Genomic DNA, 25,088 nt, shown 5'->3' with positions numbered 1-25,088 from the left:
CCACGGACTGACGACGTGTCCCGGGACCCGACCACACCGACGGCGCCGCCGCCCATGAGCGGGCAGACCGCCTGCGGCGCCGGCGCGCACGGCCCGCTGGGCACCTTCCTGCGCACCGAGACCGGCAGCGCCGCGGTGCTGCTCGCCGCCGCCGTCGCGGCGCTGGTGTGGGCCAACGCCTCGCCCGGCACGTACGAGTCGTTCTGGCGCACCCACGTCTCGCTCATGATCGGCTCGACCGGCGTCTCCCTGGGACTGCGGGAGTGGATCAACAGCGGGCTGATGGCGCTGTTCTTCTTCGTCGTCGGCCTCGAGGCCCGCCGGGAGTTCGACATCGGGGAGCTGAGAGAGCGCAGACGCCTCGCCCTCTCGGCGATCGCCGGGATCAGCGGCATGGCCGTACCCGTGGCGATCTACCTGGCCGTCAACGCGGGCCACGCCACCGCGCGGGGATGGGGCGCGGCCATGTCCACGGACACGGCGTTCGCGCTCGGCATCCTCGCCGTCTTCGGCTCCCGGCTGCCCGGTGGCCTGCGCGTCTTCCTGCTCGGCGTCACGGTCGCCGACGACTTCCTCGCGCTCGCCGTCATCGCCTTCGCCTACAGCGGCACCCTCTACGTGCCCGCCCTGCTCACCGCCTTCGGCGTCCTGGCCGTGCTGATCGCGCTGCGCCTGGCCGGCGTACGGATCTCCGCCGCGTACGCGCTGGTCGCCCTGGTCCTGTGGGGCGCGCTGCTGCGCTCCGGCGTCGATCCGGTGGTCAGCGGGCTGGTCATGGGCCTGCTCACCTACGCCCACCCCGCCCAGCGGCACGCCCTGGAACGCGCCAGCCGGCTCTTCCGCCGCTTCCGCGAGCAGCCCACACCCGAACTGGAACGCACCCTGCGCCGGGGTCTGGCCACCACGCTGTCGCCCAACGAGCGGTTCCAGCGCATGCTCCACCCGTGGACCAGCTATCTGATCGTGCCGCTGTTCGCGCTGGCCAACGCCGGTCTCCCGCTCGGCGCGGCCCGGCTCGCGGACGCCTTCACCTCGCCCGTCACCCTCGGCATCCTGCTCGGGTACGTCCTCGGCAAGCCGATCGGCGTCGCCGGCTCCACCTGGCTCGCCGTACGGCTCAGCCGCGGTCGGCTGCGCCCGCCGATCGGCTGGGGCGCGATCGCCGCGGGCGGCGGTCTGGCCGGGGTGGGCTTCACCGTGTCCCTGCTGATCGCCACGCTCGCCTTCCGCGGGCCCCGCCTTGAGGAGGCGAAGATCGGCATTCTGGCGACCGTCGTGTGCTCCTTCGCCCTCACCTGGCTGGTGACCGGGGCCCTGTCCCTGCTGCCCCCGCGCAGCCGGGCCCGCGCGCTGCTGGGCCGCGGCCGGGTCATCGTCGACCTCGGCGAGCCCGTCGACCCCGGGCGCGACCACGTCCGCGGGCCGCTCGACGCCCCGGTGACGCTGGTCGAGTACGGCGACTACGAGTGCCCGTACTGCGGACTCGCCGAGCCGGTCGTGCGGGAGCTGCTCACCGAATTCGGCGACGACGTGCGCTACGTCTGGCGGCACCTGCCGCTGACCGACGTCCACCCGAACGCGCAGCTCGCCGCCGAGGCCGCGGAGGCCGCCGCCCGCCAGGGCCGCTTCTGGCAGATGCACGACGTCCTGATCGGCCACCAGGGCGACCTGAGCCCCAAGGACCTCCTGAGCCACGCCGCACAGGTCGGCCTCGACATGGACCGCTTCCGCCGGGACCTGCGGGCGCGGGCGGGCGCGCAACGGGTGGCCGACGACGTGGAGTCGGCCGACCTCAGCGCCGTCTCCGGCACCCCGACCTTCTTCGTCAACGGCCGCCGCCACCACGGTGCCTACGACATCACCACCCTTGCGGCGGCCGTACGCGCCGCCCGGGAACGCGCGGCCCTGACGAGCACGGGCCCGCAGTCCTGAGGCCGCGTCGCGGCCCGGCGGGTCAGACGGTTCGTACCTCCTCGACGCGCACCGGACGGTGTTCGTGGAGGGACAGGGTGCACGCCTCGGCGATCCAGCCGGCCTCCAGGGCGTCCGCGACCGTGCAGGGGGAGGGCAGCCGGCCGGCCACGACCTCCGTGAACGCGGTGAGTTCGGCGCGGTAGGCGGCGGTGAATCGGTCCATGAAGAAGTCGTGCGGGGTGCCGGCGGGGAAGGTCACCCCGGGTTCGACGGAGCGCACCGGCAGCTTGTCGTCCAGGCCGACGGCGATCGAGTCCTCGAAGCCGTGCAGCTCCATGCGGACGTCGTAACCGCGGGCGTTGTGGCGGCTGTTGGAGACCACCGCGATCGTTCCGTCGTCCAGCGTGAGCACGGCACCGGTGGTGTCGGCGTCGCCCGCCTCCCTGATGTAGCCGGCGCCCCGGTTGCCGCCGACGGCGTACACCTCGGTCACCTCCCGCCCGGTCACCCAGCGGATGATGTCGAAGTCGTGCACCGAGCAGTCCCGGAAGATCCCGCCGGAGGAGGCGATGTACGAGGCCGGCGGCGGCGCCGGGTCGAGCGTGGTCGAGCGTACGGTGTGCAGCTTGCCGAGCTCGCCGCTGAGCACGGCGGCGCGGGCCGCGGCGAAACCGGCGTCGAAGCGGCGGTTGTAGCCGATCTGCACGGGCACGCCGCCGTCCTGGACGGCCGTGAGGACCTCGACGCCCTCCGCCATGGTGCGGGCCACCGGCTTCTCGCAGAAGACGGGGACCCCTGCGTCGACGGCGGCGAGGATCAGCGCCGGGTGGGCGTCGGTCGCCGCGGCCACGACGACACCGTCCACCCCGGCGGCCAGCATCGCCTCGGGCGAGTCGGCCACCTCGGCCCCGAACCGCTCGGCGGCGGCCTTCGCGGCGTCCGTGAACGGGTCGGCGACGACGAGTGACTCGACCGCGTCGAGTCCGGAGAGGGTCTCGGCGTGGAAGGCGCCGATCCGGCCGAGGCCGAGGATTCCGATGCGCATGGGGGCTGGTGCTCCTTGGGTGCGTGGGTTGTGCGTGGTGGTGCGGCAGTGCGTCGGTCCAGTCCGGCTCAGTCCAGTCCGCCGAGCACGTTCTGGTCCCAGTCGATCACCGAACCGGTGACCACCCCGGACCGCTCGGACAGCAGCAGGACCACGAAGTCGGCGATCTCGTCCGGCTGACCGAGCCTGCCCATCGGCAGCCGCTCCGCGGCCCGCTCGCGCCAGTCGTCGCCGGCGCCGTGGAAGGCGCGCTGGGTGGCGTCCTCGCCCTCGGTCGCGGTCCAGCCGATGTTCAGTCCGTTGATCCGCACCCGGTCGTGGCGGTGGGCGTGCGCGGCGTTGCGGGTGAGGCCCACCAGACCGGCCTTGGCGGCGACGTACGGCGCCAGGAACGGCTGCCCGCCGTGCGCCGAGGACGTGATGATGTTGACGACGGTGCCGGGCGCCCCGCGCGCCACCATGTCGGCCACCGCCGCCTGCATCGCGAAGAACGGCCCCTTGAGGTTGACCGCGATGTGCGCGTCGAACAGCTCGGGCGTGGTGTCGAGGAGCGTGCCGCGCGAGGTCAGCCCCGCGGAGTTCACCAGGCAGTCGATCCGCCCGTAGGCGGAGACCACCCGTGCCACCGACCCCTTGGCCTGTCCGGCGTCGGCCAGGTCGGCCCGGACGAACGTCGCGGTGCCCCCGGCGGCCGTCAGCTCCGCCACAAGGGCCTCGCCCGGCTCGGTCCGCCGCCCGGTCACGGCGACGACGGCGCCCTCGCGGACGGCGGCCCGCGCGATCGCCGCCCCCACGCCCTGGCTGCCGCCGTTGACGAGGACGACCTTGCCGTGGAGCAGGCCGTCCGCGGATCCGTCGAGAAGTCCCATGACCGTCCTCAGCTCTCGCGCCGCTCGGCGGCGGCCCGCAGTTCCGCGCGCAGCGCGTCCGGTGTCCACTCCTCGCGCACCGCCCGCCGTACGAGGTCCGCCTGCGAGGGCGGAGCCAGACCGCCGACCGGCGGATCGCTGTCGAGGTTGGTGGGGAACGGGTAGCCTTCGGCGCTCGCGGCGACGACACGGTCCAGCCACGCGGCGTCGGCGCCCTCCGCCTTGCGCTTGAGCAGCACGGGGAAGACGGCACCCGCGACGGCCTCGCGGTCGACGGTCTCCATCGCGCGCCCGAACGCGGAGGAGACCTGGAGCAGGTTGGCCATGCGCCGGATGTCCGCCGACCGGTTCGTCCCGGCGGCGTGGAAGAGCGCCGGGTTGAAGAAGACGGCGTCCCCCTTGGCCAGCGGCAGTTGCACGTGGTGGTCCTCGAAGTACGCCTGGAACGAGGGCAGTCGCCAGGCGAGGTACCCCGGCTCGTACCGCTGCGAGTACGGCAGGTACATCGTCGGACCGGACTCCACGGGCATGTCGCAGTGCGCGACCGCGCCCTGGAGGGTCAGCACGGGGGAGAGCCGGTGGACGTGCGCCGGGTAGGCGGCGGCGACCTCGTTGGGCAGGAACCCCAGGTGGTAGTCGCGGTGCACGGTCTGGGCCGCGCCGCCCGGGTTGACCACGTTGATCTGCGAGGTGACCTGGTAACCGGGGCCCAGCCAGGCCTCGCCGACCAGCGCCAGGACGTCGTTGGCGTAGTAGTCGGCGAACGTCTCGGGGTCGTGCAGCGCCGCCTTCTCCAGGGCGTTCCACACCCGGTCGTTGGCGCCGGGCTTGGCGAAGTGGTCCCCGCCGCCCGCGCCCGAGGCGTGCTGCTCGGCGATCAGGGCGCGGAAGACGCCGGTTGCCCGGTCGACCACGGCGGTGTCGGGAAAGGCGCCCCGGAACACCACGATGCCGGGGCCCTCGTCCAGGGCGCGGACCAGTTCGGCCCGCAGGGCGGGGCGGTCCCCGGCCCCGCGCAGCCGACCGGCGTCGTAGACGAGGACGCCCCGGTCCACCGCCGAGGCGTGCGGATAGCCGGCGAGGTCGGTCGCGCGCTCGACGAGCGCGCGGAAGGAGCCGAGGTCGCAGTCCTGCTCGGACAGCCAGGCACGGCGGTGTACGGAGACGGAGGACATCGTCGTCCTTTCGGTCGTCGGCCGACTTGGTCAGGGCCTTCGCGCCCTGTCATTCTTGTCATTACAAACACCTCGAACAACCATCGGCGAGCCATCAAAAACCCCTCAAGGACCTTCCCGAGGAGCCTGCGCATGGGCCACCCCTTCCCGATCCGCGAGATAGCACGTCAGGCCGGGCTGAGCGAGGCCACCGTCGACCGGGTGCTCAACGGCCGCGGCGGCGTGCGGGAGAGCACCGCGGGGGAGGTGCGCCGGGCCATCGCCGACCTCGACCGGCAGCGCACCCAGGTCCGCCTCGTGGGCCGCACCTTCATGGTCGACATCGTGATGCAGGCGCCCGAGCGGTTCAGCACCGCCGTACGTGCCGCCCTGGAGGCCGAACTGCCGTCCCTGCACCCGGCCGTGGTGCGCTCCCGCTTCCACTTCCGCGAGACCGGCCCGGTACGGGAGCAGGTCGCCGTCCTCGACCGGATCGCACGGCGCGGCTCGCAGGGCGTGATCCTCAAGGCCCCGGACGTCCCCGAGGTCACCGCGGCGGTCGGCCGGCTGGTGGCGGCCGGCATCCCGGTCGTCACCCTCGTCACCGACCTGCCCGCCAGCGCCCGGCTCGGCTACGTCGGCAGCGACAACCGGGCGGCGGGCGCGACGGCCGCGTACCTGATGGGCCAGTGGCTCGGCGACCGGCCCGGCAATGTGCTCACGAGCCTCAGCAGCGGCTTCTTCCGCAACGAGGAGGAACGCGAGATGGGCTTCCGCGGCGCCATGCGCGCCCGTCACCCCCGGCGGGCCCTGGTGGAGATCGCCGAGGGGCAGGGCCTGGACGCCACGCAGTACGACCTCGTGCGGGCCGCCCTGGAGCGCGACCCGGAGATCCGCGCCGTCTACTCGATCGGCGGCGGCAACATCGCCACCCTGCGGGCCTTCGCCGACCTCGGCCGCGAGTGCGCGGTGTTCATCGCCCACGACCTCGACCAGGACAACACCCGCCTGCTGCGCGAGCACCGCCTGTCCGCCGTGCTCCACCACGATCTGCGTCAGGACCTGCGGGAGGCCTGCCACCTGGTGATGCGGGCCCACGGCGCCCTGCCGCCCGCCGGACCGACGCTTCCGTCGGCGATCCAGGTGGTGACCCCCCACAACATGCCACCGCACCAGATGGCCGGCTGAACTCCCCCGCGGGCCTCACAGGTTGATCGCGTAGGCCTTGCGCAGCGTTTCGTGCACCGTCCACGTCGTGCGGTCGCCCTCGCGCAGCACCGCCAGGTCGCCCGGGCCGACGCGCAGGGTCGGACCGTCCTCGACCTCGATGGTCGCCGAGCCGCTGATCACCACGAACAGCTCGTCCGCCTCGGTGTCGGTGACGACCCCGGGCGTGATCTGCCAGATCCCGCGGACCTGCCGGCCGTCCGCCGACTCCCAGACCACCTTGCCGGTCACCTCGGGCGTCCCGGAGACGATCTGCTCGGGTTCGAGCGGCTCGGGCACGAGGTCGGCGTCGGGGACATGCAGAACGAAACTGTGCGTCATGCCGCGACCCTAGCCGGGGCGGACGGCACCGGAAGGCCGACAGGGTGTAGGGGATCGGCCCTGGTCCGAGGACACTTCGTCGCTTCCGGCGGCGGCGCGGCCCGGCACGCGCGGCCGGCACCCGCGGGCCGATTTCCGCGGGCCGATTTCCGCGCGGCGCGCCCGTGGCGGCCGCGGCGCCCTCACACCACGCTCGGCTCCGCTCGCGCGGGGGACCCCCACCGGCGCCCCGCGCATCTCCGCGATCTGGTTCGCGCTGACCGCCGCCGGGGTCTTCCTGCTCGGCGTCCACATGCCGCCGGCGCTGACGTTCACGGTGGTCTTCCTGACCGGCGTGTTCCTCAACAGCGCGCAGACCATGATCTACGCCACGGTCTCCCTGCGCTCCAGCCCCGGCAACCGCGCCACCGCCGTCGGCCGGACCTCCGGCATGGGCCGCTTCGGCGCCGTCTCCGGTCCCTGGCTCGGCGGCCGGCGGCCGGCTGCCGGCCGCCGGCCACGGCTCCTGGGGCTTCACCGCCTTCGCCCTGGCCGGCGTCTCCTCCATGGTCTTCATCGGCATCGCGGCCCTGCGCACTCCGAAGCGCCCCGCGCCGAGCGGCTCCCACCAGGATCTCCTGGCCGCGGGCTGACGCCCCGGCCTCGCGTGGGGCGGGAAGGCCGTCACGGGTGGACAGTCGCGTCGGGGCCCAGGCCGGTGCAGGCCAGCTTCCCCTCGACCTCGGCGCAGGCCTCCACACCCCGTGGCGAGGAGACACCGAGCATGGGGCTCGTATCGCCGCTGGTGTCGCCCGCGGCGTAGGTGGCCGACAGGACGTTCCCGCCCATCCGTACGGAGATCTCCCGGGCGACCGCGCCCCGTACCCGCACCTGGGACCAGACGGTGCGGCAGGAGGGCGAGTACCGCAACCGCACGGTGTACGACGCGCCGGACACGGCGCTCTGGGTCCGCGCGTCCCCGGCGCAGGCCGAGGCGTCGGGCAACTCCCCCTGGCAGGAGGCGCCGTGACAGCGTGGCGCCGCCACCACCACCCGGGCCCCCGCCGGCCTGCCGGGGGAGGACGTGAGGAGCGGCGCGGCCACCACGGTGACCGCGGCCGGCAGGACGAGAACCGTCAGCAGCGGCAGCCGCCCCACCCACGCCGGCCGGGGCCCGGACTGCGACCGGGGCCCGGCCCCGGACCGGTGCGGGGGCTCGGACTCGGATGCGCGCCCTGGGACGCACTCCGGATCGGGGCCGGTCCCGGTGGCCGCGGAAGGGGACGCGCCGGCGGCGTCCCACAGGGCCAGCGCCGGGTCGGGATCGGCGCCCGAGAGCCGTGCCAGCGCCTCCACGGCCGAGCGGGGCGGATGCTTGGCCCCGGTCAGATAGCGGTGCCAGGCGGACTTGCTGTACGGAGTGCGCGCGGCCAGGGCCGCCAGGCTCAGACCCGTACGGTCCCGCAGCTCGCGCAGGGCTGTCGTCAACTGCCCGGGTGGGGCTGCCGTTCCTTGGGGTTGCCGCATGCTGCTGCTCCCGACTCCGTTCCCGCTTTGGGCGTTTCGCCCCGGTTGTCGGGATGGTTTCCCGGGGTGAGGTCATCGACACACCTCGAGCCGACGGCCCGTCCGGGAGCATGCCGCTCCCGGACGGGCCCGGCCGGTCACCTCGACCGTGCCTGACGGTACGTCAGCACCAGGGCAGGGTGTTCCGGACCCGCACGTAGCGCGCGGAGACGTAACCCCGTACGTGCGCGAGGCGGTACCACTGCCGAGTGCCGCCCACCCGGGACCCGTGCGTCCGGCACTTCAGCGCCACCAGGCGGTGTGCGTGCCGGGCGCCGACCACCCGGTACCGGGTGCCGGGGCCGGAGCGGACGTTCAGTGCCCGTCGGTGCGTGATCACACGCCCGAGGGAGTGAGTCGAACGGTGTTGCGTCGCCCACCGGTTGACGTGACCCGCCGGCCGGGCGGGCTCGGGCAGCAGCGAGGGGAGCGGATGCGAGGCGGCCGCCGACACGGCCGGGTGCGAGCCGGGACCGGCCGGGGCGGCGTCGGCCGCCGTCGGCACGAGCGCGAGCGCCGCGACCGTGGCCAGCACGCCGCTGGTGAGGGTCCGTCGGATCATGGAAACCTCCGGGCTGTCGTTCCTGTGGTCACGCGGTCGTGATCACATGCCGCCCAGCGTTTCCGTGCCGCACCCCCGCGATGCCGTCCCCGTGTCCCTGGGACGGCGGGGACGTCCCGGGGACACGGGGACGGTGCCCCGGCCGGCGCGCGGCAATTTGCTTGAGTAAGGCAATGATATGGTAAAGTTGCCCGTATGGTCACTCCATCGTTGCCCACCGGACCCGTCTCGCCCGAGGTGGCCGAGATCGAGCGCGCCCTGATGCGCATCACCTACCTGGGTACACGGGCCCGGCAGCACGAGAAGCTGATGAGTATGGCGGGTGTGCCGCTGGACCGGGCGGCGGTCGCCCTGCTGCGGCAGATCGCCGACTGCGAGCCCCAGCGGCCGGGGGAGCTGGCCAACCGCCTGGGCGTGGAGGCCTCCCACGTCACCCGCACGGTCCAGCAGCTGGAGCGGTCGGGCCATGTGACCCGGATCCCCGACCCCGACGACCGCCGCGCCCAGCGCATCCAGCTCACCGACCTCGGCAGGGACGCCATCGCCCGCGTCCGGGAGGCCGGCGCCCGCGGTATGGAGGCGGCCCTGGCCGACTGGTCCCCCGAGGACCTGCGCCGGCTCGCGACACTCTTCCACCGCATGGTCGACGACTTCCTCGTCTACGCCCAGCACGTCGACAATGAGCAGGAGACCGCCGAGGCGTCCCGCCGCACCCGCTGACGCACCGGCCATCGAGTCGGCCGACGGGACACCCGAACGCCGGCCGCGCGGTGGCGACCACCCCCGAGGAGCACCCATGATCGACGTGACCCAGCAGATCGACGCCGTACACCGCCGGGTCGGCCGCCGTGCCTTCAAGGCGGCCGAGGCCCGCGTGGTCACCGTGAGGTAGGACTACGACGCCCCGGTCGAGGACGTCTGGGACGCGTGCACCAACCCCGAACGCATCCCGCGCTGGTTCCTCCCCGTCACCGGTGAACTCCGCCTGGGCGGCCACTACCAGCTCCAGGGCAACGCCGGAGGCACGGTCGAGCGCTGTGAACCGCCCGAGAGCTTCGCCGCCACCTGGGAGTACGGCGACGAGACGAGCTGGATCGAGCTGCGCCTGACCGCGCGGGAGGACGGCGGCACGCGCTTCGAGCTGGACCACCTCTTCCGCATCGACGACGCCAAATGGGGCGAGTACGGGCCCGGCGCGGTCGGGGTCGGCTGGGACATGATGCTCATCGGCCTGACCCTCCACCTGTCCAGCGGCGCTCAGGTCGACTCCGGAGAGGCCATGACCTGGATGGGCTCCGAGGACGGCCGCAGGTTCATCGCCGAGAGCAGCGAGGGGTGGTACCAGGCCAACGTCGCGAGCGGCGAGGAACCGGCACACGCACGTGCGGCCGCCGGCCGCACGACCGCCTTCTACACGGGCGCGGAGGGATAGCCGCAAGTCGGCCGCACCCGCCCGCGTAAGGTAGGGTTCACCTGCGCGTTCGGACGAACCACCACGCGAACGCAGCGGGACGTGGCGCAGCTTGGTAGCGCACTTGACTGGGGGTCAAGGGGTCGCAGGTTCAAATCCTGTCGTCCCGACTGGAGACAGTCGCAGAGGGCCGGTTTCGGAGACATCCGAAACCGGCCCTTGGGCATTCTTGGGGACCAGCCGGGGACCGGCGTGCTTGACCAGCCTCGGCGTGTCACGACGATCGGGCTCGGCAGCGCGCTGAAGAGGGCGGAGAGCGCCGCCCCTGCGGCCGTGATCGCTGTCCATCCGGCCGGCCTTCGCGCCGCGGACACACCCCGGCAGGTGATCGACACCGCGATCGAGCAGTTCGGCGATCCCGATCCTCTGATGGGCCGTCTGCCGGCACGCAACGAACACCGGCGGGAGCTGCCTCAAGCTCACCTCCGGACACCTCTGCGCACGCTGAACGCAGCGGTGTCCGGTTCTCGCCGTTCCGCGTTAAATGCCTGGACTGGGAGGCTCTGCGGACGGGAGACTTCCGACTTCCGAACCTCCGGGAGTGTGATGGGGACAACAGATACGCGAGGACCGACGCCGGGCAGGAGCGCGGTCGTTCTGGCACTGCGCCGCTACGGCCGGGAACTGTTGCGGCTACGACTGCTGGCCCTGCCCGCGCTGCTGTTGCCGGCCGTGGGCAACATCGGCATCCGCTACGTCGCCCCCCTGCTGATCGCCAAACTGGCAGGACAGGCCGCCGGCTACGGTGGTCTCACCCTCAGCTCGGCGCTGCCGTACGTGCTGGGCTTCGGCGTGACGCTGCTGCTCGCCGAGACGCTGTGGCGGATCGGGCAGCACTGCCTGAACCGCGTGGACGCCCTCGGCATGGAACACCTGTACGTGAGCGGCATGGACGAACTCCTGGCCAAGGACGCGGCATTCTTCCACGACAACTTCGCCGGCTCCCTGACCAAACGGGTGCTCAGCTTCGGCAAGCGTTTCGAGGACTTCGTCGACACGGTGACGTACCGGATCGTGGGCAGTCTCGTCCCCCTGGTGTTCGGCGCCGTGGTGCTGTGGGGCTACGAACCGATGCTCGTCGCCGGCCTTCTGGTGATGATCGCGCTGACCGTGGTGGCCGCGACGCCTCTGATCCGCCGCCGGCAGAGACTCGTCAACGACCGCGAGGCGGCGATCGCCCGGGTCTCCGGCCACGTCGCCGACAGCCTCGCGAACATGGAGACCATCCGGGCGTTCGCGGCCGAGCGGCGGGAGGCCGAGGAACACCGCAGCCGGGTCGCGGACTCCCGGCGCCTGACGCTGAGGTCGTGGGACTACGGCAATCTGCGCGTCGACACCCTGGTCGCCCCCATGTCCGTGCTGACCAACGTGCTGGGTCTGCTGGTCGCCATCGCCTTCGGCGGCTCGGGCCAGGGAGTCGAGGAGATCGTCGTCGCTTTCACCTACTACTCCAACGCCACACAGATCATGTTCGAGTTCAACCAGATCTACCGGCGTCTGGAAAGCTCGATGACCGAGGCCGCCCAGTTCACGGAGCTGCTGCTGGATCCGCCCACCGTGCTCGACCCGGTGAATCCCGAACCGCTCTCACCGCGGGACACGGGCATCCGCTTCGAGGCGGTGACCTTCGCCCATACGGGTGCGAAGCCGATTTTCCAGGGGCTGGACCTGGACGTGCCCGCGGGCGCGCGGATCGGTCTGGTCGGCAGGTCCGGCGGCGGCAAGACCACGCTCACCCGGCTCCTGCTGCGGATGTCGGACATCGACGACGGACGCGTCCTGATCGGTGGTCAGGACATCAGCCGGCTGCGCCAGAGCGACCTGCGCTCACTGATTGCCTACGTCCCGCAGGAACCCGCCATGTTCCACCGGAGTCTGCGGGACAACATCGCCTTCGCCCGGCCCGGCGCCACCGACGAGGAGATCCGCGCGGCGGCCGCGGCCGCGCACGTCACGGAGTTCGCCGACCAACTCCCCGACGGCTTCGCCACTTTGGTGGGGGAGCGGGGAGTCAAGCTCTCGGGCGGCCAGCGCCAGCGCGTCGCCCTCGCCAGGGCCATCCTGCGCGACGCCCCGATCCTGCTGCTCGACGAGGCGACCAGCGCGCTGGACTCGGAGAGCGAGCTCCTCGTCCAGGACGCCCTGTGGCGGTTGATGGACGGACGTACGGCCCTCGTGGTCGCCCACCGCTTGAGCACTGTCGCCGGTATGGACCGTCTCATCGTCCTCGACCGCGGCAGTGTCGTCGAGCAGGGCGCCCACAAGGAACTGCTCGCGGCGGACGGTGCCTACGCCAAGCTGTGGCAGCACCAGTCGGGCGGCTTCCTCGGCGAGAGCGTCGAGTCGGCCCTCGTACGCCCGGTCCCGGAAGCCGGTCCCGGCGGGCTGCCCGGACCGGCCGACCCGGCACCGGACGGGGGCCGCGGTACGTCGTCGCATGCTCGTACGAGTTAAACCGATCGGTATCCGTGGTGGGGGCGAGGTTAACCTCTCCGTATGACCACAGAGGTGAAGTCCGGCCCCCGGCAGCGACTGCTGGATGCGGCGGCCGCCCTCGCCTATCGCGAGGGCGTGGGTGTGGGTGTCGAAGCGCTGTGCAAGGCGGCCGGCGTGTCCAAGCGGTCCATGTATCAACTCTTCGAGAGCAAGGACGCCCTGCTGGCGGCGAGCCTGGAGAGCCGTGCGGCGGAGTTCGAGACCTTGTTGCTGCCGCCGCCGGACAGTGGACGTTCGCCACGCGACCGGATCCTTCACGTCTTCCGGCAGGTCGAGGCGCAGGCGGGGACGCAGGAGTACCGAGGGTGCCCGTATCTTGCCGTTCAGGTCGAACTCAAGAACGAGGAGCACCCTGCGAGCCGTGTGGCGTGCCGGGTGAAGGAGCACCTGATGGCGTTCTTCCGCACGGAAGCGGCGTCCGGAGGGGCGAGTGACCCCGACCTGCTGGCCCGGCAACTCGCTCTGATCTTCGACGGCGCCAGCGCGCGGGCGGGCATCAAGGCCGATGACCTCGTCGGGCTTCTGGAGCCCACGCTGGCCGCCCTGCTCGACGCGGCCGGGGTGCGCTGACCCCACGTCCTTTGCCTCTGAAGTCGGCACTCTCGGCCGCACGGTCATCTTGTCTCCCCCGGCCGCCCGTACCGCACGGGCGGCCGCGAGCCGTCCATCTTCCGCTTGCGCCGGGAAACCGATCGGTTTACCTTGTCGGAAACCGATCGGTTTCCGAGGTGGAGAAGAACATGACGTCGATCAAGAACGCCGTGGTGCTCGTCACGGGTGGCAGTCGCGGCCTGGGGAAGGCCCTGGTGGAGGAGCTGTACGAGCGGGGCGCCGCCAAGGTGTATGCCACGGCTCGCGACCCGCGCACGGTGACCCACCCTGACGCCGTGCCGCTCGGTCTGGAGGTGACCAGCCCCGAGTCGGTGGCCGCCGCGGCCGCGCAGGCGGGCGACGTCACGGTCCTGGTCAACAACGCGGGTGTCTCGCTCGGGGCCACCTCGTTCCTGGACGCCGCGCTCAAGGACATACGCGCGGAGTTCGAGACCAACTTCTACGGTCCGCTCCTGGTCACCCGCGCCTTCGCCCCGATCATCGAACGCAATGGAGGCGGGCACATCCTGAACGTCCACTCCGTGCTCTCCTGGCTGGGCGTCGCCGGCTCCTACAGCGCCACCAAGGCAGCCCTGTGGTCGCAGACCAACTCCCTGCGTCTGGAGCTCCGCCCGCGCGGAATCGCGGTCACCGGGCTGCATGTCGGATACATCGACACGGACATGGCCTCGCGCGTGGACGCGCCCAAGTCCCGCCCGCGTGACGTCGCCGTCCTGGCTCTCGACGGGATCGAGACGGGCGCCCACGAGGTACTGGCCGACGAGATCACGCAACGTGTGAAGGCGGGACTGTCCGCAGAGCTGACGGCGCTGTACCCGCAGCTGGAGTACTAGGGCCTGTTGCGAACTCGGTCGCAGTGCTGCGATGTCTCATGCCGCGCAGGTCAGGGCCGGTTCCGGAGACATCCGAAACCGGCCCTTGATCATTCTTCAGTCCGCTGTGGCGCCCCGTGTCCGGGGCGCATGGGCCGCGAGCCGCCCGGCGGCCGCTTCGGCGGTGAGTTCCTGGATCTCCTCGCCCGCCTCGATGGCCGCACGCTTGACTTCCAGGGTCAGAGCGACCGACGTCTTGATGATGCCCCGCAGCAGCGGTTTGCCGACTCTGTCGAGCAGAGGTGCCGCGATGAGGCCGATGAGGAAGGGCGGTACTACAGGGGGCATGCGTGAACCCTCTCTTGTGTACACAACACGGCTCCCGCCGCCACACGTGCCGGACCGGGCAGGCAGTCAGCGTCGGGCAGGAATTTCACCCCCACCGAAAGACACCGTAGTCGGCCCCCGGCCGACGCGCCCGAGGACGCCGACGCCTTTCATTCGATTGGGCGGAGGTGGTCCGCGGTCCACCGTGGTTCCGCGACGGCTCATGGTGAGTGCGGCGCGTCCGGCGCACATTCCTCCAGGAACGAACTCACCACCCGCACGACGAACTCGGGCACCTGGTTCGGGAAATCGTGACCGGTTCCCGCCGGGGTGTAGACCCTCCGGGCCTTGCTGGAAGCCGTGAGAAACCGTTCCCTGACGGTGAGGAAGAAGTGCCGTAACCGGGCGTTCTCCTCTGCGTCGGCCTTGTCGAAGATCTCGTCGCCGCCGGTCAGGTCGCCTGGCGCCACGAGGAGGAGCGGGAGTGAGCCGAGCTCGCCGTCATGCACGACCGTGTGCCAGCCGTCCCTCGTGATGCCGTCCGGCGACAGCTCTCGCAGGATGGACGCGGCCGCGCAGGCCGCTCTGGTCCTGGTCTCGACCGCGGACAGGACCTCCGCCGGCCCCCCGGAGGAAAGGGCTCCGTTCCGGTCCGCGAGGGCGTGCAGGCCGAAGAGGCGGCGCGCCGCGACGGCGATCTGCTGCCCCGAGGCCCGCCGCAGGGCCGGGATCGGCGGGCCGAAGGCGATGGCGTCGGGCGGGGTCGGATCGAGCAGCACCAGACCGGCCACGAGGTCGGGGCGGCGCCTGGCGGCATTGGCCATGAGCAGTCCCCCGAAGGAGTGCCCCACCAGGACGTAGGGCCCCTTCTCGCCGCCCCGCTCCAGCGCGGTGAGCAGTTCGACGGCTTCGGCGGCCGTCGTGCGGGGGAAGGGGCCCGGGTCGCTCCAGCCGGAGCCCGGCCGGTCCACCAGGACCGAACGCATCCGCGCCCGCGCCAACGCGTGCAGCGGGTACAGGGCGTACCCGCCGGCATGGCCGCCCGGCATCCAGACCACCGTCGGCCGGTTTCCCCTGTCCCCTTCGGCGAGGATGTGCATGCGGTGCCCGCCCACGTCGACCATTCGCCCGGGTGGCGGATGCCTCACCCGTACGCGTGCCACATGCACCAGGTGGCGAAGAGACCCGAGAGCGAGCGCCAGGGCCGCGGCACAGAGCACTCCGCCGAGAACCCTCCAGCCGCCGTCCAGGGTGACGCACCATGCGCCGACAGTCGCCGGCAGCAGGGCGACGGCCAGTCCCGCCCAGTCCCGGCTGAGCAGCCGGAGTGCCGCGTCGATGGCGCGTGTGTCCGGTCGCATCGTGCCCTCCGTCCCGATCGCCGTGGCCGCTGCCGCCGAAGCCGTACGCCTCGGCGCCCGGCACAGGCATCGTCCCCTGGGAACACCGCGGGCGCCATGTGCCGTGGCACCGGGCTCCGCCTCCGGTCACCGACGACACGGGCAGCAGCCGGCGCGAGTCGCTTCACACCTCCACGTGTTCAGAGCATTCCCCACCCGACGGGCCGTTACGTCGCGGGCGCCAGGTGCCCGGCGATGTCCGTGACCACTTCGGCTTCGTGAGGCACGAGGTAGAAGTGGTCGCCGGGGAACGAGCGCAGCTCGAAGGAGCCCGGGGCGGCGACTTCGGACCAGGCCAGCACTCGGTCGAGTACGCAACTGTGGTCGTCCCGGCCGACGTACGCGGTGATCGGTGCCTTGACCGGGGCGGGATGCCCGGGGCGATAGCCCTCGATGAGCCGGTAGTCCGCGCGGAGGGCGGGCAGCAGCAGCTCACGCAGCTCGGGGATGTCGTACGCCTCCGAGTACACGTCTCCAAGCTGTCGCACGCGGGCGACGAGGGCTTCGTCGTCGGCGAGGTGGAGCGCGGTGTGCCCGGCGCGGTGGGGAGCGGCGCGTGCGGAGACCAGCAGGTGCCGGGGGACGATGCCGCGGGCCTCAAGCCGCAGGGCCACCTCGTAGGCGACGCAGGATCCCATGCTGTGTCCGAAGAGCGCCAACGGCCGTTCGAGCCACGGGAGCAGGGCGTCCTCGATCGCGTCGGCCAGGGTGGCCATGTCCTCGACGCACGCTTCGGCGAGCCGGTCCTGGCGGCCGGGGTAGCGCACGGCGAGCACCTCGACGTCCCGCGGCAGCAGTGCCGGCCAGTTGTGGAACAGCTGTGCCGTGCCGCCGGCGTGCGGGAAACACACCAGCCGGAGCCTGGGCTCCTCCGCGCGCCGGTGGACACGGAACCATCTCTTGTCGTCGTGGGCCGTCATGGCTGCCGGAACCCGTTGGTCTGCTTGGCATTGAGCTTGGAGAGGAAAGTGGGAAGCTGCTCCACCGCCCGCCTGGGGACGTACGCGGTCTGCACGGTGTGGCGCAGGCGATCGGTGACGACGAGTTTGTAGGCGCCGCCTTCCTGGATGAGCTCGGCGGAATACAGGGGCGTTCCGTCGGACATCTGGCTTGTCTCCATCAGGGTGCCGCCTTCTCCAGCCATGCCTGCCACTCCTGCGCTGCCCGCTTCTCGTCGACGGGTCCGGTGAACAGGTGGTGGCCGAGCCAGATCGGCCAGTTCCAGGTCTGCCCGTTGAAGAAGCGGTAGAGCCCGTCGTCGGTGCGAAGGCCGAGGAAGTCGCCGCTGAGGTAGTCCACGACGGCGTCCCGCGGCCCGCCGAGGCCGTCCGGTACGAGGAAGCGCACCGTGTCGCCGACGGCGGTGCCGGGTGTGAGGCCGGCCTGCCGCAGCAGTGAGGTGAACACGTCGGAGCGCGCCGGTGGTGAGGGCCGGTCGGCCTTGACGTAGGTGGCGCGGTGACCTGCGAAGTGGCGCAGGTACTCGGCGAGGCTGTGCTGGTAGAAGTCGACGTGCTTCTCGGCGGCGTCGGCACGGGTGTCCCAGCCGCCGTCGACGGTTCCCTCATGTACCCAGTGGATGCCCATGGAGAGGTGGGAGGCTCCGTCCCGGGCTTCGATGGCGTAGCTGAGGGTGTTGGAGAAGCCCTTGCCGTCCTCGGAACGGCAGGCGAAGCGGTGCGGCGGCTCCCATTCGACAACGGTGGCGTGGCCGCGGGTGACGGCGCCGCCGACGCGTGGCTCGACCTCCATGGGGTAGAGCCAGCCGAGGTTGCCCGCTCCGGTGGCGACCGCGTTCCAGACTTGTTGGGGCGTGGCCGGAAGGTCCTGTTCCCGGCGCACCCGGAATTCCCGGGTCATGGCGATGACTCCTCGATCAGTGGTTCGCGGGTGTTCAGTAGGCGACAGGCAGCGCGACCAGGCGACGCTGCAACGGGTTGGGGCGCCACTCCAACTGGTCCGTGTCCAGGCGCAGGTCCGGCAGCCGGCGCACGAGTGTGCCGATGGCCAGCTCGGTCTCCAGCCGGGCCAGCGGCGCCCCGAGGCAGAAGTGGGGTCCGTTGCCGAATCCCAGGTGCCGGTTGCCGGGGCGGGTGAGGTCGAGCCGGTCCGGGTCCTCGAAGCGCTCGGGGTCGCGGTTGGCGGCGGCGAGGACCAGGTACACCAGGTCCCCGGCGGCCAGGGTGTGCCCGGCGAACTCCACATCTTCGGCCACGACCCGCACGATCGCCTGTGTCGGCGAGTCGTAGCGCACCAGCTCGTCGACCGCCGGCCGGATCAGCGTGGGATCCGTGCGAAGCCCGGCCAACTGGTCGGGATGACGGAGAAGGGCGAGGGTGCCGTTGCCGATGAGGTGGGTGGTGGTCTCATCGCCCGCGGTGATGAGCATGAAGCAGGTGGACAGGAGCTCGGTGTCGGTGAGGTGGTCGTCGCGCGCCTGGGTGGCGACGAGCCCGCTGATCAGGTCGTCCCCGGGGGAGTCCCGCCGCCGGCCGACCAGCCACATCAGGTACTCCTCGAACTGGTCCACCGCCTCCACGGCCTTGTCGATGTCCTCCGTCATCCGGCCCAGCGCACGGAACCACCCCTTGACGCGTTCACGCTCGCCGTCCGGAATTCCGAACAGCTCGCAGACCACGCAGTGCGGCAGCCGCGAGGCGAGTGCGGCGATGACGTCCATCGACGGCCCCGCCGCCGACGCCCTGTCGACGAGCTGGTCGACGACCGCCTGGACGCGGTCCCGCAGCGCCTCGACACGCCGGACGGTGAATGCCCTGTTGACCAGCTTGCGCAGCCGGGCGTGTTCCGGCGGATCGGTGTTGCTCATCACGCGCCCGAGCCGCGCAGTGAGCCGGCTGATGTCCCGCAGACTGCCGTCACGAGCGCCCAGGGCGCGGGTCATCCGGTCGCGGTCGTTGGACAGCCGCAGGTCGCCCAGGGCCCGCTCGACGTCCGCGTACCGGGTGAGATACCAGATGCCCTGCGGGCCGCGGTGCACCGGGGATTCCCGGCGCATCCGGGCGTAGAGCGGGTACGGGTCGCGGCGGAACTCCGCCGAGACCATCGCGGTGGTGATCTCGCCGGGGCCGGTACACGGACCGGCCGGGGGATGATCGGCGGTGGTCGTCATGACGGGTTCTACTCCTGACCGTCCATCGCGTCGACGAGGCTCTTGGGCCGCATGTCGGTCCAGTGCTCCTCGATGTAGGCGAGGCATGCCTCGCGGGTGTCCTCCGGGTGGGTGACGGCCCAGCCGGAGGGGATGTCGGCGAAGGACGGCCACAGGGAGTGCTGGTTCTCGTCGTTGACGAGAACGATGTAGCGGCCGTCGTTGTCCTCGAAGGGGTTGGTCATGATCACTGCTCCTGACAGGTCGTCGGGTTCGGTGCGGTCCCGGTGATGTCCGCGATCTTCGCCGCGAGAATCGGGCCGATCTGGGCCAGGGACCCGGGTTGTGTCATGCGGTCGTGGCGGGTGGTGATGTCGTGGGAATCGATGCGCCCTGTGACGTAGGGCTGCCAGATGCCGGCGTTCGCCGAGTCGTCCTCCCGGTCGATGGTGGAGTTGAACAGCAGCAGGTCGCCGTCGAAGACGTCCGGCTCGTGCGCGAGCGCCAGCGTCGCGTTGTTGATCATGATGGCGACGACGGCTTCGATGTGGTGTTCCTCCAGGTTGGCCAGTGCGCTGCCGCGGCGCCGGAGAATCTCCATGACGTCCTGATGGGTCAGCGGCGCGTCACCCAGCTCGTCCGGGTCGCAGTCGGCCATGCCGACCAGCACGTCCCGTTCGCTGGGCACGGGTGCCTCGTCGAAGGCGACGTCCTTGACCGGGTAGGCGTCGAGGATCGCCAGCAGCGAGGTGCGCTCGCCCCTGCCCTGCAGCTCCGCGGCGATCGCGTGGGCGATGAGGCCGCCCGCGGACCAGCCGAGCAGCATGTAGGGGCCCTCCGGCTGGATCCGGCGGATCTGGTCGGCGTAGTCGACCGCCATCTCCTGGTAGGAGGTGGGCCGCGGTTCGGGCCGACCGAGGCTGCGGGCCTGGATGGCGTAGACCGGGTGCTCGGGCCCCAGGTGGGTGAGCAGGCCGCTGTAGCACCAGCTGATGCCGCCGCCCGGGTGGATGCAGAACAGAGGTGTGCGGTCCCCGGTGGTGCGCAGTGGCAGGACCACGTCGAAGGCGTCCTCCGGGCCGCCCGTCGCCAGGCGTTCCGACAGGCCGGCGACCGTGGGCGCCTCGAACAGGGCGCGCAGCCCCAGCCCGACCCCCATGGTCTCCCGGATCCGGGAGACCAGGCGGGCGGCGAGCAGCGAGTGTCCGCCCAGGTCGAAGAAGCCCTCGTCGATGCCGACCCGTTCGCGCCCCAGCACCTCGGCGAACAGGCCGCACAGCAACTGCTCCCGGGGGTCGCGCGGGCCGCGGCCCGGCCCGGACGCGCCGTACTCGGGGGCGGGCAGCGCGGCGCGGTCGAGCTTGCCGTTCCGGGTCAGCGGCAGCGAACCGAGGGGAACGAACGTCGACGGGACCATGTACTCGGGAAGGGCGCGCCGCAACCGTTCCGAAAGGTCCGCCGGATCGGGCGCCGAGCCGGGCGCGGGTACCAGGTAGGCGACGAGCCGCTTGTCCCCGGGCCGGTCCTCGCGGACGACGACGGCGGTCTGCGCGATCCCGGGACAACCGGCGAGCACTGCCTCGACCTCGCCGGGCTCGATCCGGAAGCCGCGCAGTTTGACCTGGTCGTCGGCGCGCCCCGTGAACTCCAGCGTGCCGTCGGCCGACCGCCGAACCAGGTCCCCGGTGCGGTACATGCGGCTGCCCGCCGGGCCGAACGGGTCGGCCACGAAGCGCTCGGCGGTCATGCCCGGGCGGCCCGTGTAGCCGCGGGCGAGGCCGGTCCCGGCGATGTACAGCTCGCCGACGACACCCGGTGGGACCAGGCGCAGTCCCGTGTCGAGCACGTGAAGGCGCGTGTTCGCCATCGGCAGCCCGATCGGCACGCCCCGCGTGGTGTCCGGTGGTGCGGTCATGCGGTGGTGGGCGGCGAAGGTGGTGGTCTCGGTGGGACCGTAGCCATTGACCACGCGGATGCCGGGACAGGCCTCCATCACCCTGGCGACCGCCGTGGCCGACACCACGTCACCGCCGGTCCACACCTCGCGGACACCGGCGAAGGCGTCCGGCTGTTCCTCCGCCACGAGACGGAAGAAGCCTGCCGTCAGCCAGAGACCGGTCACCTCGTTGTCCGCGACCACCTGCCGCAGCGCCTGGGTGTCCAGCTGCCCCGGCGGCGCCACGACGATCCGGCCACCGCCGAGCAGGGGGACCCAGAACTCGTAGGTGGAGGCGTCGAAGGCCGTCGGGGAGAGCAGCGGCACCCGCTCGTGGGCGCCGCCGCTCCAGCAGGGGGCGAGGGCCAGATCAGCGACGTCGTGGTGGGTGACGCCGATGCCCTTGGGCTGTCCGGTCGAGCCGGAGGTGTACATCACATAGGCCAACTGCTCTGGGTTGCAGTGGACTTGAGGATCGGTGGTCCGTGCCTCGGCCTGGTTGAGCGCGGTGAGTACCTCCTCGGTGAGTACCAGCGCGGCACCGGTCTCCCGCACGATCAGGTCGACGCGCGAGGACGGGAAGCGGGGGTCGAGCGGGACATAGGCGCCGCCGGCCTTGACGATCGCCAGGAGCGCCACGACCAGTTCCGGGGAGCGCTCAAGGAGTACCGCCACCGCCGTCTCCGGCCGCACTCCCTGCCCGATCAGGGCATGGGCCAGGCGGTTGGCCCGCGCGTCGAGTTCCGCGTACGTGAGTGTGGTGGACCCGCAGACGACCGCCACCGCGTCCGGGGTCGCGCGTACCCGGGAGGCGAACAGCTCGGGCAGTCCGGCCTCGGGCAGTTCCACACCGGTGCCCTCGGCGAGCAACTGCCCGCGTTCCTCGTCGGACAGCGTGTCGATCCTGCTGATCGGCTGTCGCGGGTCGGCGACGACGGCCCGCAGCAACCGGGTCCAGCGGGCGAAGAGCGCCTCGACGGTCTCCGGGTCGAACAGGTCGGTGGCGTACTCGACCGCTCCCAGAATCCCCGCGGGGCTGCCGTCGCCACCGTGCTGTTCGGCCAGGCTGAACGTGAGGTCCACCCGGGCCGTACCGGTCGGCGCCGCCATGTGTCCGACGTCCAGTCCAGGCAGGGCGAAGTCGGCCGCGGGGGCGTTCTGCAGGGCCAGCATGACCTGGAACAGCGGATGGTGGGCGAGGGAACGGGCCGGGTTGAGGACCTCGACCAGATACTCGAACGGCACGTCCTGGTGGGCGTAGGCCGCCAGAGCGGTCTGCCGGACACGGCCGAGGAGTTCGCTGAAGGCCGGATCGCCGGAGGTGTCGGTACGCAGCACGAGGGTGTTGACGAAGAAGCCGACGAGGTCGTCGAGGGCCGGGTCGGTGCGGCCCGCGATCGGGCTCCCCAACGGGACGTCGTTGCCCGCGCCGAGCCTGCTGAGAAGTGTGGCCAGGCCCGCCTGCAGCACCATGAACACGCTCGCGCCGTGCGCCGTGGCCAGCTCCCGCAGCCCCTGGTGGAGTTCGGCGTCCATCCGCACCGCCAGCTGACCGCCGCGGTGCGAGGCGCTCGCGGGCCGCGGCCGGTCGGCCGGCAGCGTGATCTGCTCGGGCAGACCCGCCAACGCCTCTGTCCAGTAGCCGAGTTGCGTGGCGAAGCGGCTGCCGGCGTCGGATGCCTCACCGAGCAGTTCCCGCTGCCACACCGTGTAGTCGGCGTACTGCACGGGCAGCGGCGGCCATGCGGGCTCCTCGCCCCGGCACCGTGCCGCGTAGGCCGTGGCCAGGTCCCGTGAGAGCGGGCCCATGGACCAGCCGTCGCTCGCGATGTGATGCACCACGACCAGGAGAACGTGCTCCTCGGGCGCCAGCGCGAACAGCTCCGCCCGGAGCGGTGGTTCGGTGTCGAGGCCGAACCCGCGCCCGGCCGCCTGCGCCAGCCGTCCGGGCAGCCCGGCCTCGTCGGTGCCGGTCACCGGCAGGCTCGGACGGGCCTGAGACGGGGTGAGCACGTGCTGGTGGGGGACCCCGCCCTCGGCGCGGAAGACGGTGCGCAGGCTCTCGTGCCGGGCCACCACGTCCGCCAGCGACTCCCGCAGCGCCCGCCGGTCGAGCGTGCCGGTCAGCCGCAGCGCGAGCGGCATGTTGTACGTGCCGCTCGGCCCGTCCATCTCGTGCAGGAACCACAGGCGGCGCTGCGCGTGGGACAGCGGCACCCGATCGGGGCGCGGGCGGGGGGTCAGCATGGGCCTGGCCGCCCGCCCGGCCTCGTCCAGCCGCTGCGCGAGACCGGCCACGCTCGGCGTCTCGAACAGGATCCGTACATCGAGTTCGACGCCGAGGACGGCCCGGACGCGGGAAACCAGGCGGGTGGCCAGAAGGGAGTGTCCGCCCAGGTCGAAGAAGTTGTCGTCGACCCCGACCCGTGGCAGACCGAGGACGTTCGCGAAGAGCTCCGCCAGGAGCTGTTCCTGCGGGGTGCGGGGGGCCCTGCTGGAAGCCGTGGAGCCGGGGTCGGGCGCGGGCAGCGCGGCGCGGTCCAGCTTTCCGCCCGCGGTCAGAGGCAGCGCGCCCAGCGGGACGAACGCGGAGGGTACGAGGTGGTCGGGCAGCCGGTCCCGCACCCAGTCCCGCACCTCGGCCATGAGGGCGCCGGCGGTGCGGACCCCGGCCGGATCGTTGGTCAGCGACGTCGACCGCGCACCACGCCGGGCGGGCCGGTACAGCCCGTCCGGTACGCCCGACGGCAGCCGCGACAGGTCGGCGAAGACCACGTCCATCGCGTCGTCCGCCGTGCCGGACCAGGTCACGCCGACCCAGCGGCCGTACTCGGCACCGAGCGCGTGGAACTCCTCCGGGTCCGGGCCGTCGTCGCCGTCCACCGCGTGGAGGCGTGCCAGCAGCTCGGGCAGCGGGGTGTCGCCGGTCCGCACGGCTCGCGCGATCGCGGCCTCCCGGGCGACGCGGCCGTTAGGCACATCGGTGACCCGCAGCACGGCCGGGTCCTGCTCGGCGAGGAGGCCGCGCAGGGTGTCCGAGCCGTCCCATGCCACCTCGGTCCGCCCTTCGAGCGGGAGCGGGGCGACCGGCTGCTTGTGCAAGGTGACGTCGTAGCGGTACCGCGTCAGCTCGTTGTGGTGGTGGCCGCGTTTGAGCTGGACGGTGACGGCGCCCAGGCCGTCGACGCGGTCGTGCAGGGCGGTGAAGTAGTCCGGATCGACCAGGAGTTCCTTTTCGACCCGCACTCCCCGCTCCACGGCGCCGCGCACCGCGGCGAGATCCGTGTCCGGGTCCGCCTTGTGCAGCTGCACGGCGGTGGTCAGCGACCGCAGCAGCCGTAGATTGCGGACGTCTCCGACGAACAGGGTTCCACCGGGAGCCAGGAGTCCCATCAGCCGGTCGACGACCTCGGCCAGATACGCGGCGGTCGGGAAGTACTGGACGACGGAGTTGAGCACGATCGTGTCGAAGGCGCCGGCCGGCAGCCCTTCGGTGTCGTGCGCGGGCTGCGTCCGCAGCACGACCCGTTCCGCCAGGCCGGGTGAGCGCTTCACGTGGTGGGTGAGTGCGTCGACGGCCGTGGCGGAGAAGTCCGTGGCCCAGTACGTCTCACATTCCGGGGCGAGTTGTGAGAGCAGCAGGCCGGTGCCGGCACCGACCTCCAGCACCCGGCGGGGCCGCAGGGCCCGGATACGCTCCACGGTCGCGTCACGCCACTCCCGCATCTGCTCGACGGGGATCGGCTCGGCGTCGTAACTGCTGTTCCAGCCGGTGAAGTTCTGCCCGAACGAGACTTCGCCCGCGGTGACGGGCAGTGCGTCGTAGATCTCCCGCCACTCGCCCACATGGTCCTGTTCGACGCCGTGGTCGCGGACGGGCTGTGCGCCGTGGCGGGCCACCAGGTAGGCGACGAGCTGCTTGTCCTCGGCACGGTCCTGGCGGGCGATCACGGCTGCCTGGGCGACGTGGGGGTGGGTGGTGAGTACGGCTTCGATCTCGCCGGGTTCGATGCGGAAGCCGCGGACCTTGACCTGCTGGTCGGCGCGGGTGATGTATTCGAGGTCGCCGTCGGTGCGCCGGCGTACGAGGTCGCCGGTGCGGTACATGCGGTTGCCTGCGGGGCCGTACGGGTCGGCGAGGAAGCGTTCGGCGGTGAGTGCTGGGCGGTTGAGGTAGCCGCGGGCCAGTCCGGCGCCGGCCACGTACAGTTCGCCGGGGACGCCCGGCGGTACCGGTCGCAGGCGTTCGTCGAGCACGTACACCCGGGTGTTGGCGATGGGACGGCCG

General features: G+C 72.0%; 20 protein-coding genes, 1 tRNA gene and 1 pseudogene. 8 read left to right on the top strand and 14 right to left on the bottom strand.

Translation table 11 applies throughout. The features are described from left to right. The first annotated feature begins 54 nt into the window (after positions 1–54). The gene (nhaA, locus tag ACIOWN_RS27845) at positions 55–1,932 is read left to right on the top strand and encodes a Na+/H+ antiporter NhaA (RefSeq protein WP_362353828.1); all 1,878 of its coding nucleotides are present in this window, start codon (positions 55–57) and stop codon (positions 1,930–1,932) included. 22 nt (positions 1,933–1,954) lie between these two features. Here the strand turns inward: nhaA and ACIOWN_RS27840 are convergent, their stop codons facing one another. The 3 genes from ACIOWN_RS27840 to ACIOWN_RS27830 form a co-directional block, all read right to left on the bottom strand. Continuing rightward, entirely contained in the window at positions 1,955–2,959 is a 1,005-nt protein-coding gene (locus ACIOWN_RS27840; protein WP_362353826.1) for a Gfo/Idh/MocA family oxidoreductase, read from the bottom strand. Between the two features lie 68 nt (positions 2,960–3,027). Then, on the bottom strand, positions 3,028–3,828 hold the full coding sequence (locus ACIOWN_RS27835; protein WP_362353824.1) for an SDR family oxidoreductase: 801 nt from the start codon (positions 3,826–3,828) through the stop codon (positions 3,028–3,030). 8 nt (positions 3,829–3,836) lie between these two features. Further along, a complete protein-coding gene (locus ACIOWN_RS27830) occupies positions 3,837–5,003 on the bottom strand; it encodes a phytanoyl-CoA dioxygenase family protein (protein ID WP_362353822.1) in 1,167 nt (388 codons plus the stop codon). A 132-nt stretch (positions 5,004–5,135) separates the two neighbouring features. On the opposite strand from ACIOWN_RS27830, the gene ACIOWN_RS27825 reads away from it, so the two are divergent. Beyond that, positions 5,136–6,170, top strand: a complete 1,035-nt coding sequence (locus ACIOWN_RS27825) for a LacI family DNA-binding transcriptional regulator (protein WP_401983648.1) — start codon at positions 5,136–5,138, stop codon at positions 6,168–6,170. A gap of 15 nt (positions 6,171–6,185) precedes the next feature. Here ACIOWN_RS27825 and ACIOWN_RS27820 read toward each other — a convergent pair whose 3' ends face one another. From ACIOWN_RS27820 to ACIOWN_RS27810, 3 genes are all read right to left on the bottom strand, one after another. Continuing rightward, on the bottom strand, positions 6,186–6,530 hold the full coding sequence (locus tag ACIOWN_RS27820) for a cupin domain-containing protein (RefSeq protein ID WP_362353818.1): 345 nt from the start codon (positions 6,528–6,530) through the stop codon (positions 6,186–6,188). A gap of 663 nt (positions 6,531–7,193) precedes the next feature. Beyond that, positions 7,194–8,036, bottom strand: coding sequence for a DUF2690 domain-containing protein (locus ACIOWN_RS27815; RefSeq protein ID WP_401983647.1), 843 nt, complete (start codon positions 8,034–8,036; stop codon positions 7,194–7,196). Between the two features lie 163 nt (positions 8,037–8,199). Further along, on the bottom strand, positions 8,200–8,637 hold the full coding sequence (locus ACIOWN_RS27810; RefSeq protein WP_401983646.1) for an SH3 domain-containing protein: 438 nt from the start codon (positions 8,635–8,637) through the stop codon (positions 8,200–8,202). 195 nt (positions 8,638–8,832) lie between these two features. On the opposite strand from ACIOWN_RS27810, the gene ACIOWN_RS27805 reads away from it, so the two are divergent. The 6 genes and pseudogenes from ACIOWN_RS27805 (at position 8,833) to ACIOWN_RS27780 (ending at position 14,049) form a co-directional block, all read left to right on the top strand. After that, positions 8,833–9,357 carry a MarR family transcriptional regulator gene (locus tag ACIOWN_RS27805; RefSeq protein WP_362353813.1) on the top strand — a complete coding sequence of 175 codons (525 nt, stop codon included), beginning with the start codon at positions 8,833–8,835 and terminating at the stop codon, positions 9,355–9,357. Positions 9,358–9,547: 190 nt separating this feature from the next. Next, positions 9,548–10,069, top strand: a pseudogene (locus ACIOWN_RS27800) (SRPBCC family protein); the annotation flags it as partial. 75 nt (positions 10,070–10,144) lie between these two features. Then, positions 10,145–10,218 (top strand) — tRNA-Pro (locus ACIOWN_RS27795). 436 nt (positions 10,219–10,654) lie between these two features. After that, on the top strand, positions 10,655–12,562 hold the full coding sequence (locus ACIOWN_RS27790) for an ABC transporter ATP-binding protein (RefSeq protein WP_401983643.1): 1,908 nt from the start codon (positions 10,655–10,657) through the stop codon (positions 12,560–12,562). Positions 12,563–12,604: 42 nt separating this feature from the next. Then, positions 12,605–13,174: a TetR/AcrR family transcriptional regulator gene (locus tag ACIOWN_RS27785; RefSeq protein ID WP_401983642.1), complete on the top strand. Its 570-nt coding sequence runs from the start codon at positions 12,605–12,607 to the stop codon at positions 13,172–13,174. A 170-nt stretch (positions 13,175–13,344) separates the two neighbouring features. Beyond that, positions 13,345–14,049, top strand: a complete 705-nt coding sequence (locus ACIOWN_RS27780) for an SDR family oxidoreductase (RefSeq protein WP_362353806.1) — start codon at positions 13,345–13,347, stop codon at positions 14,047–14,049. A 96-nt stretch (positions 14,050–14,145) separates the two neighbouring features. Here ACIOWN_RS27780 and ACIOWN_RS27775 read toward each other — a convergent pair whose 3' ends face one another. The 8 genes from ACIOWN_RS27775 to ACIOWN_RS27740 all read right to left on the bottom strand — a co-directional run. Next, positions 14,146–14,376, bottom strand: coding sequence for a DUF5132 domain-containing protein (locus ACIOWN_RS27775; RefSeq protein WP_362353804.1), 231 nt, complete (start codon positions 14,374–14,376; stop codon positions 14,146–14,148). A 200-nt stretch (positions 14,377–14,576) separates the two neighbouring features. Further along, positions 14,577–15,716 (bottom strand): alpha/beta fold hydrolase, encoded by a 1,140-nt coding sequence (locus ACIOWN_RS27770; RefSeq protein ID WP_401983641.1) that lies wholly within the window; start codon positions 15,714–15,716, stop codon positions 14,577–14,579. A gap of 206 nt (positions 15,717–15,922) precedes the next feature. Next, positions 15,923–16,675, bottom strand: a complete 753-nt coding sequence (locus tag ACIOWN_RS27765; protein ID WP_401983640.1) for a thioesterase II family protein — start codon at positions 16,673–16,675, stop codon at positions 15,923–15,925. After that, on the bottom strand, positions 16,672–16,899 hold the full coding sequence (locus ACIOWN_RS27760) for a hypothetical protein (RefSeq protein ID WP_362353798.1): 228 nt from the start codon (positions 16,897–16,899) through the stop codon (positions 16,672–16,674). Before ACIOWN_RS27760 ends, ACIOWN_RS27765 begins: the two co-directional genes overlap by 4 nt. After that, positions 16,875–17,615: an SRPBCC domain-containing protein gene (locus tag ACIOWN_RS27755; RefSeq protein ID WP_362353796.1), complete on the bottom strand. Its 741-nt coding sequence runs from the start codon at positions 17,613–17,615 to the stop codon at positions 16,875–16,877. The genes ACIOWN_RS27760 and ACIOWN_RS27755 overlap by 25 nt, the downstream gene beginning before the upstream one ends. Before the next feature lie 34 nt (positions 17,616–17,649). Further along, the gene (locus tag ACIOWN_RS27750; RefSeq protein WP_401983639.1) at positions 17,650–18,885 is read right to left on the bottom strand and encodes a cytochrome P450; all 1,236 of its coding nucleotides are present in this window, start codon (positions 18,883–18,885) and stop codon (positions 17,650–17,652) included. A gap of 8 nt (positions 18,886–18,893) precedes the next feature. Further along, positions 18,894–19,109, bottom strand: coding sequence for an MbtH family protein (locus ACIOWN_RS27745; RefSeq protein ID WP_362353792.1), 216 nt, complete (start codon positions 19,107–19,109; stop codon positions 18,894–18,896). A gap of 2 nt (positions 19,110–19,111) precedes the next feature. Further along, positions 19,112–25,088, bottom strand: a 5,977-nt coding sequence (locus ACIOWN_RS27740; protein ID WP_401983637.1) for an amino acid adenylation domain-containing protein, incomplete at its 5' end; no start/stop codon positions are given.

The organism is Streptomyces sp. NPDC087787, assembly GCF_044743035.1.
GTDB lineage: Bacteria > Actinomycetota > Actinomycetes > Streptomycetales > Streptomycetaceae > Streptomyces.
Note: the sequence above shows the minus strand (reverse complement) of the source record. Positions and strands in the feature narration are given on the sequence as shown.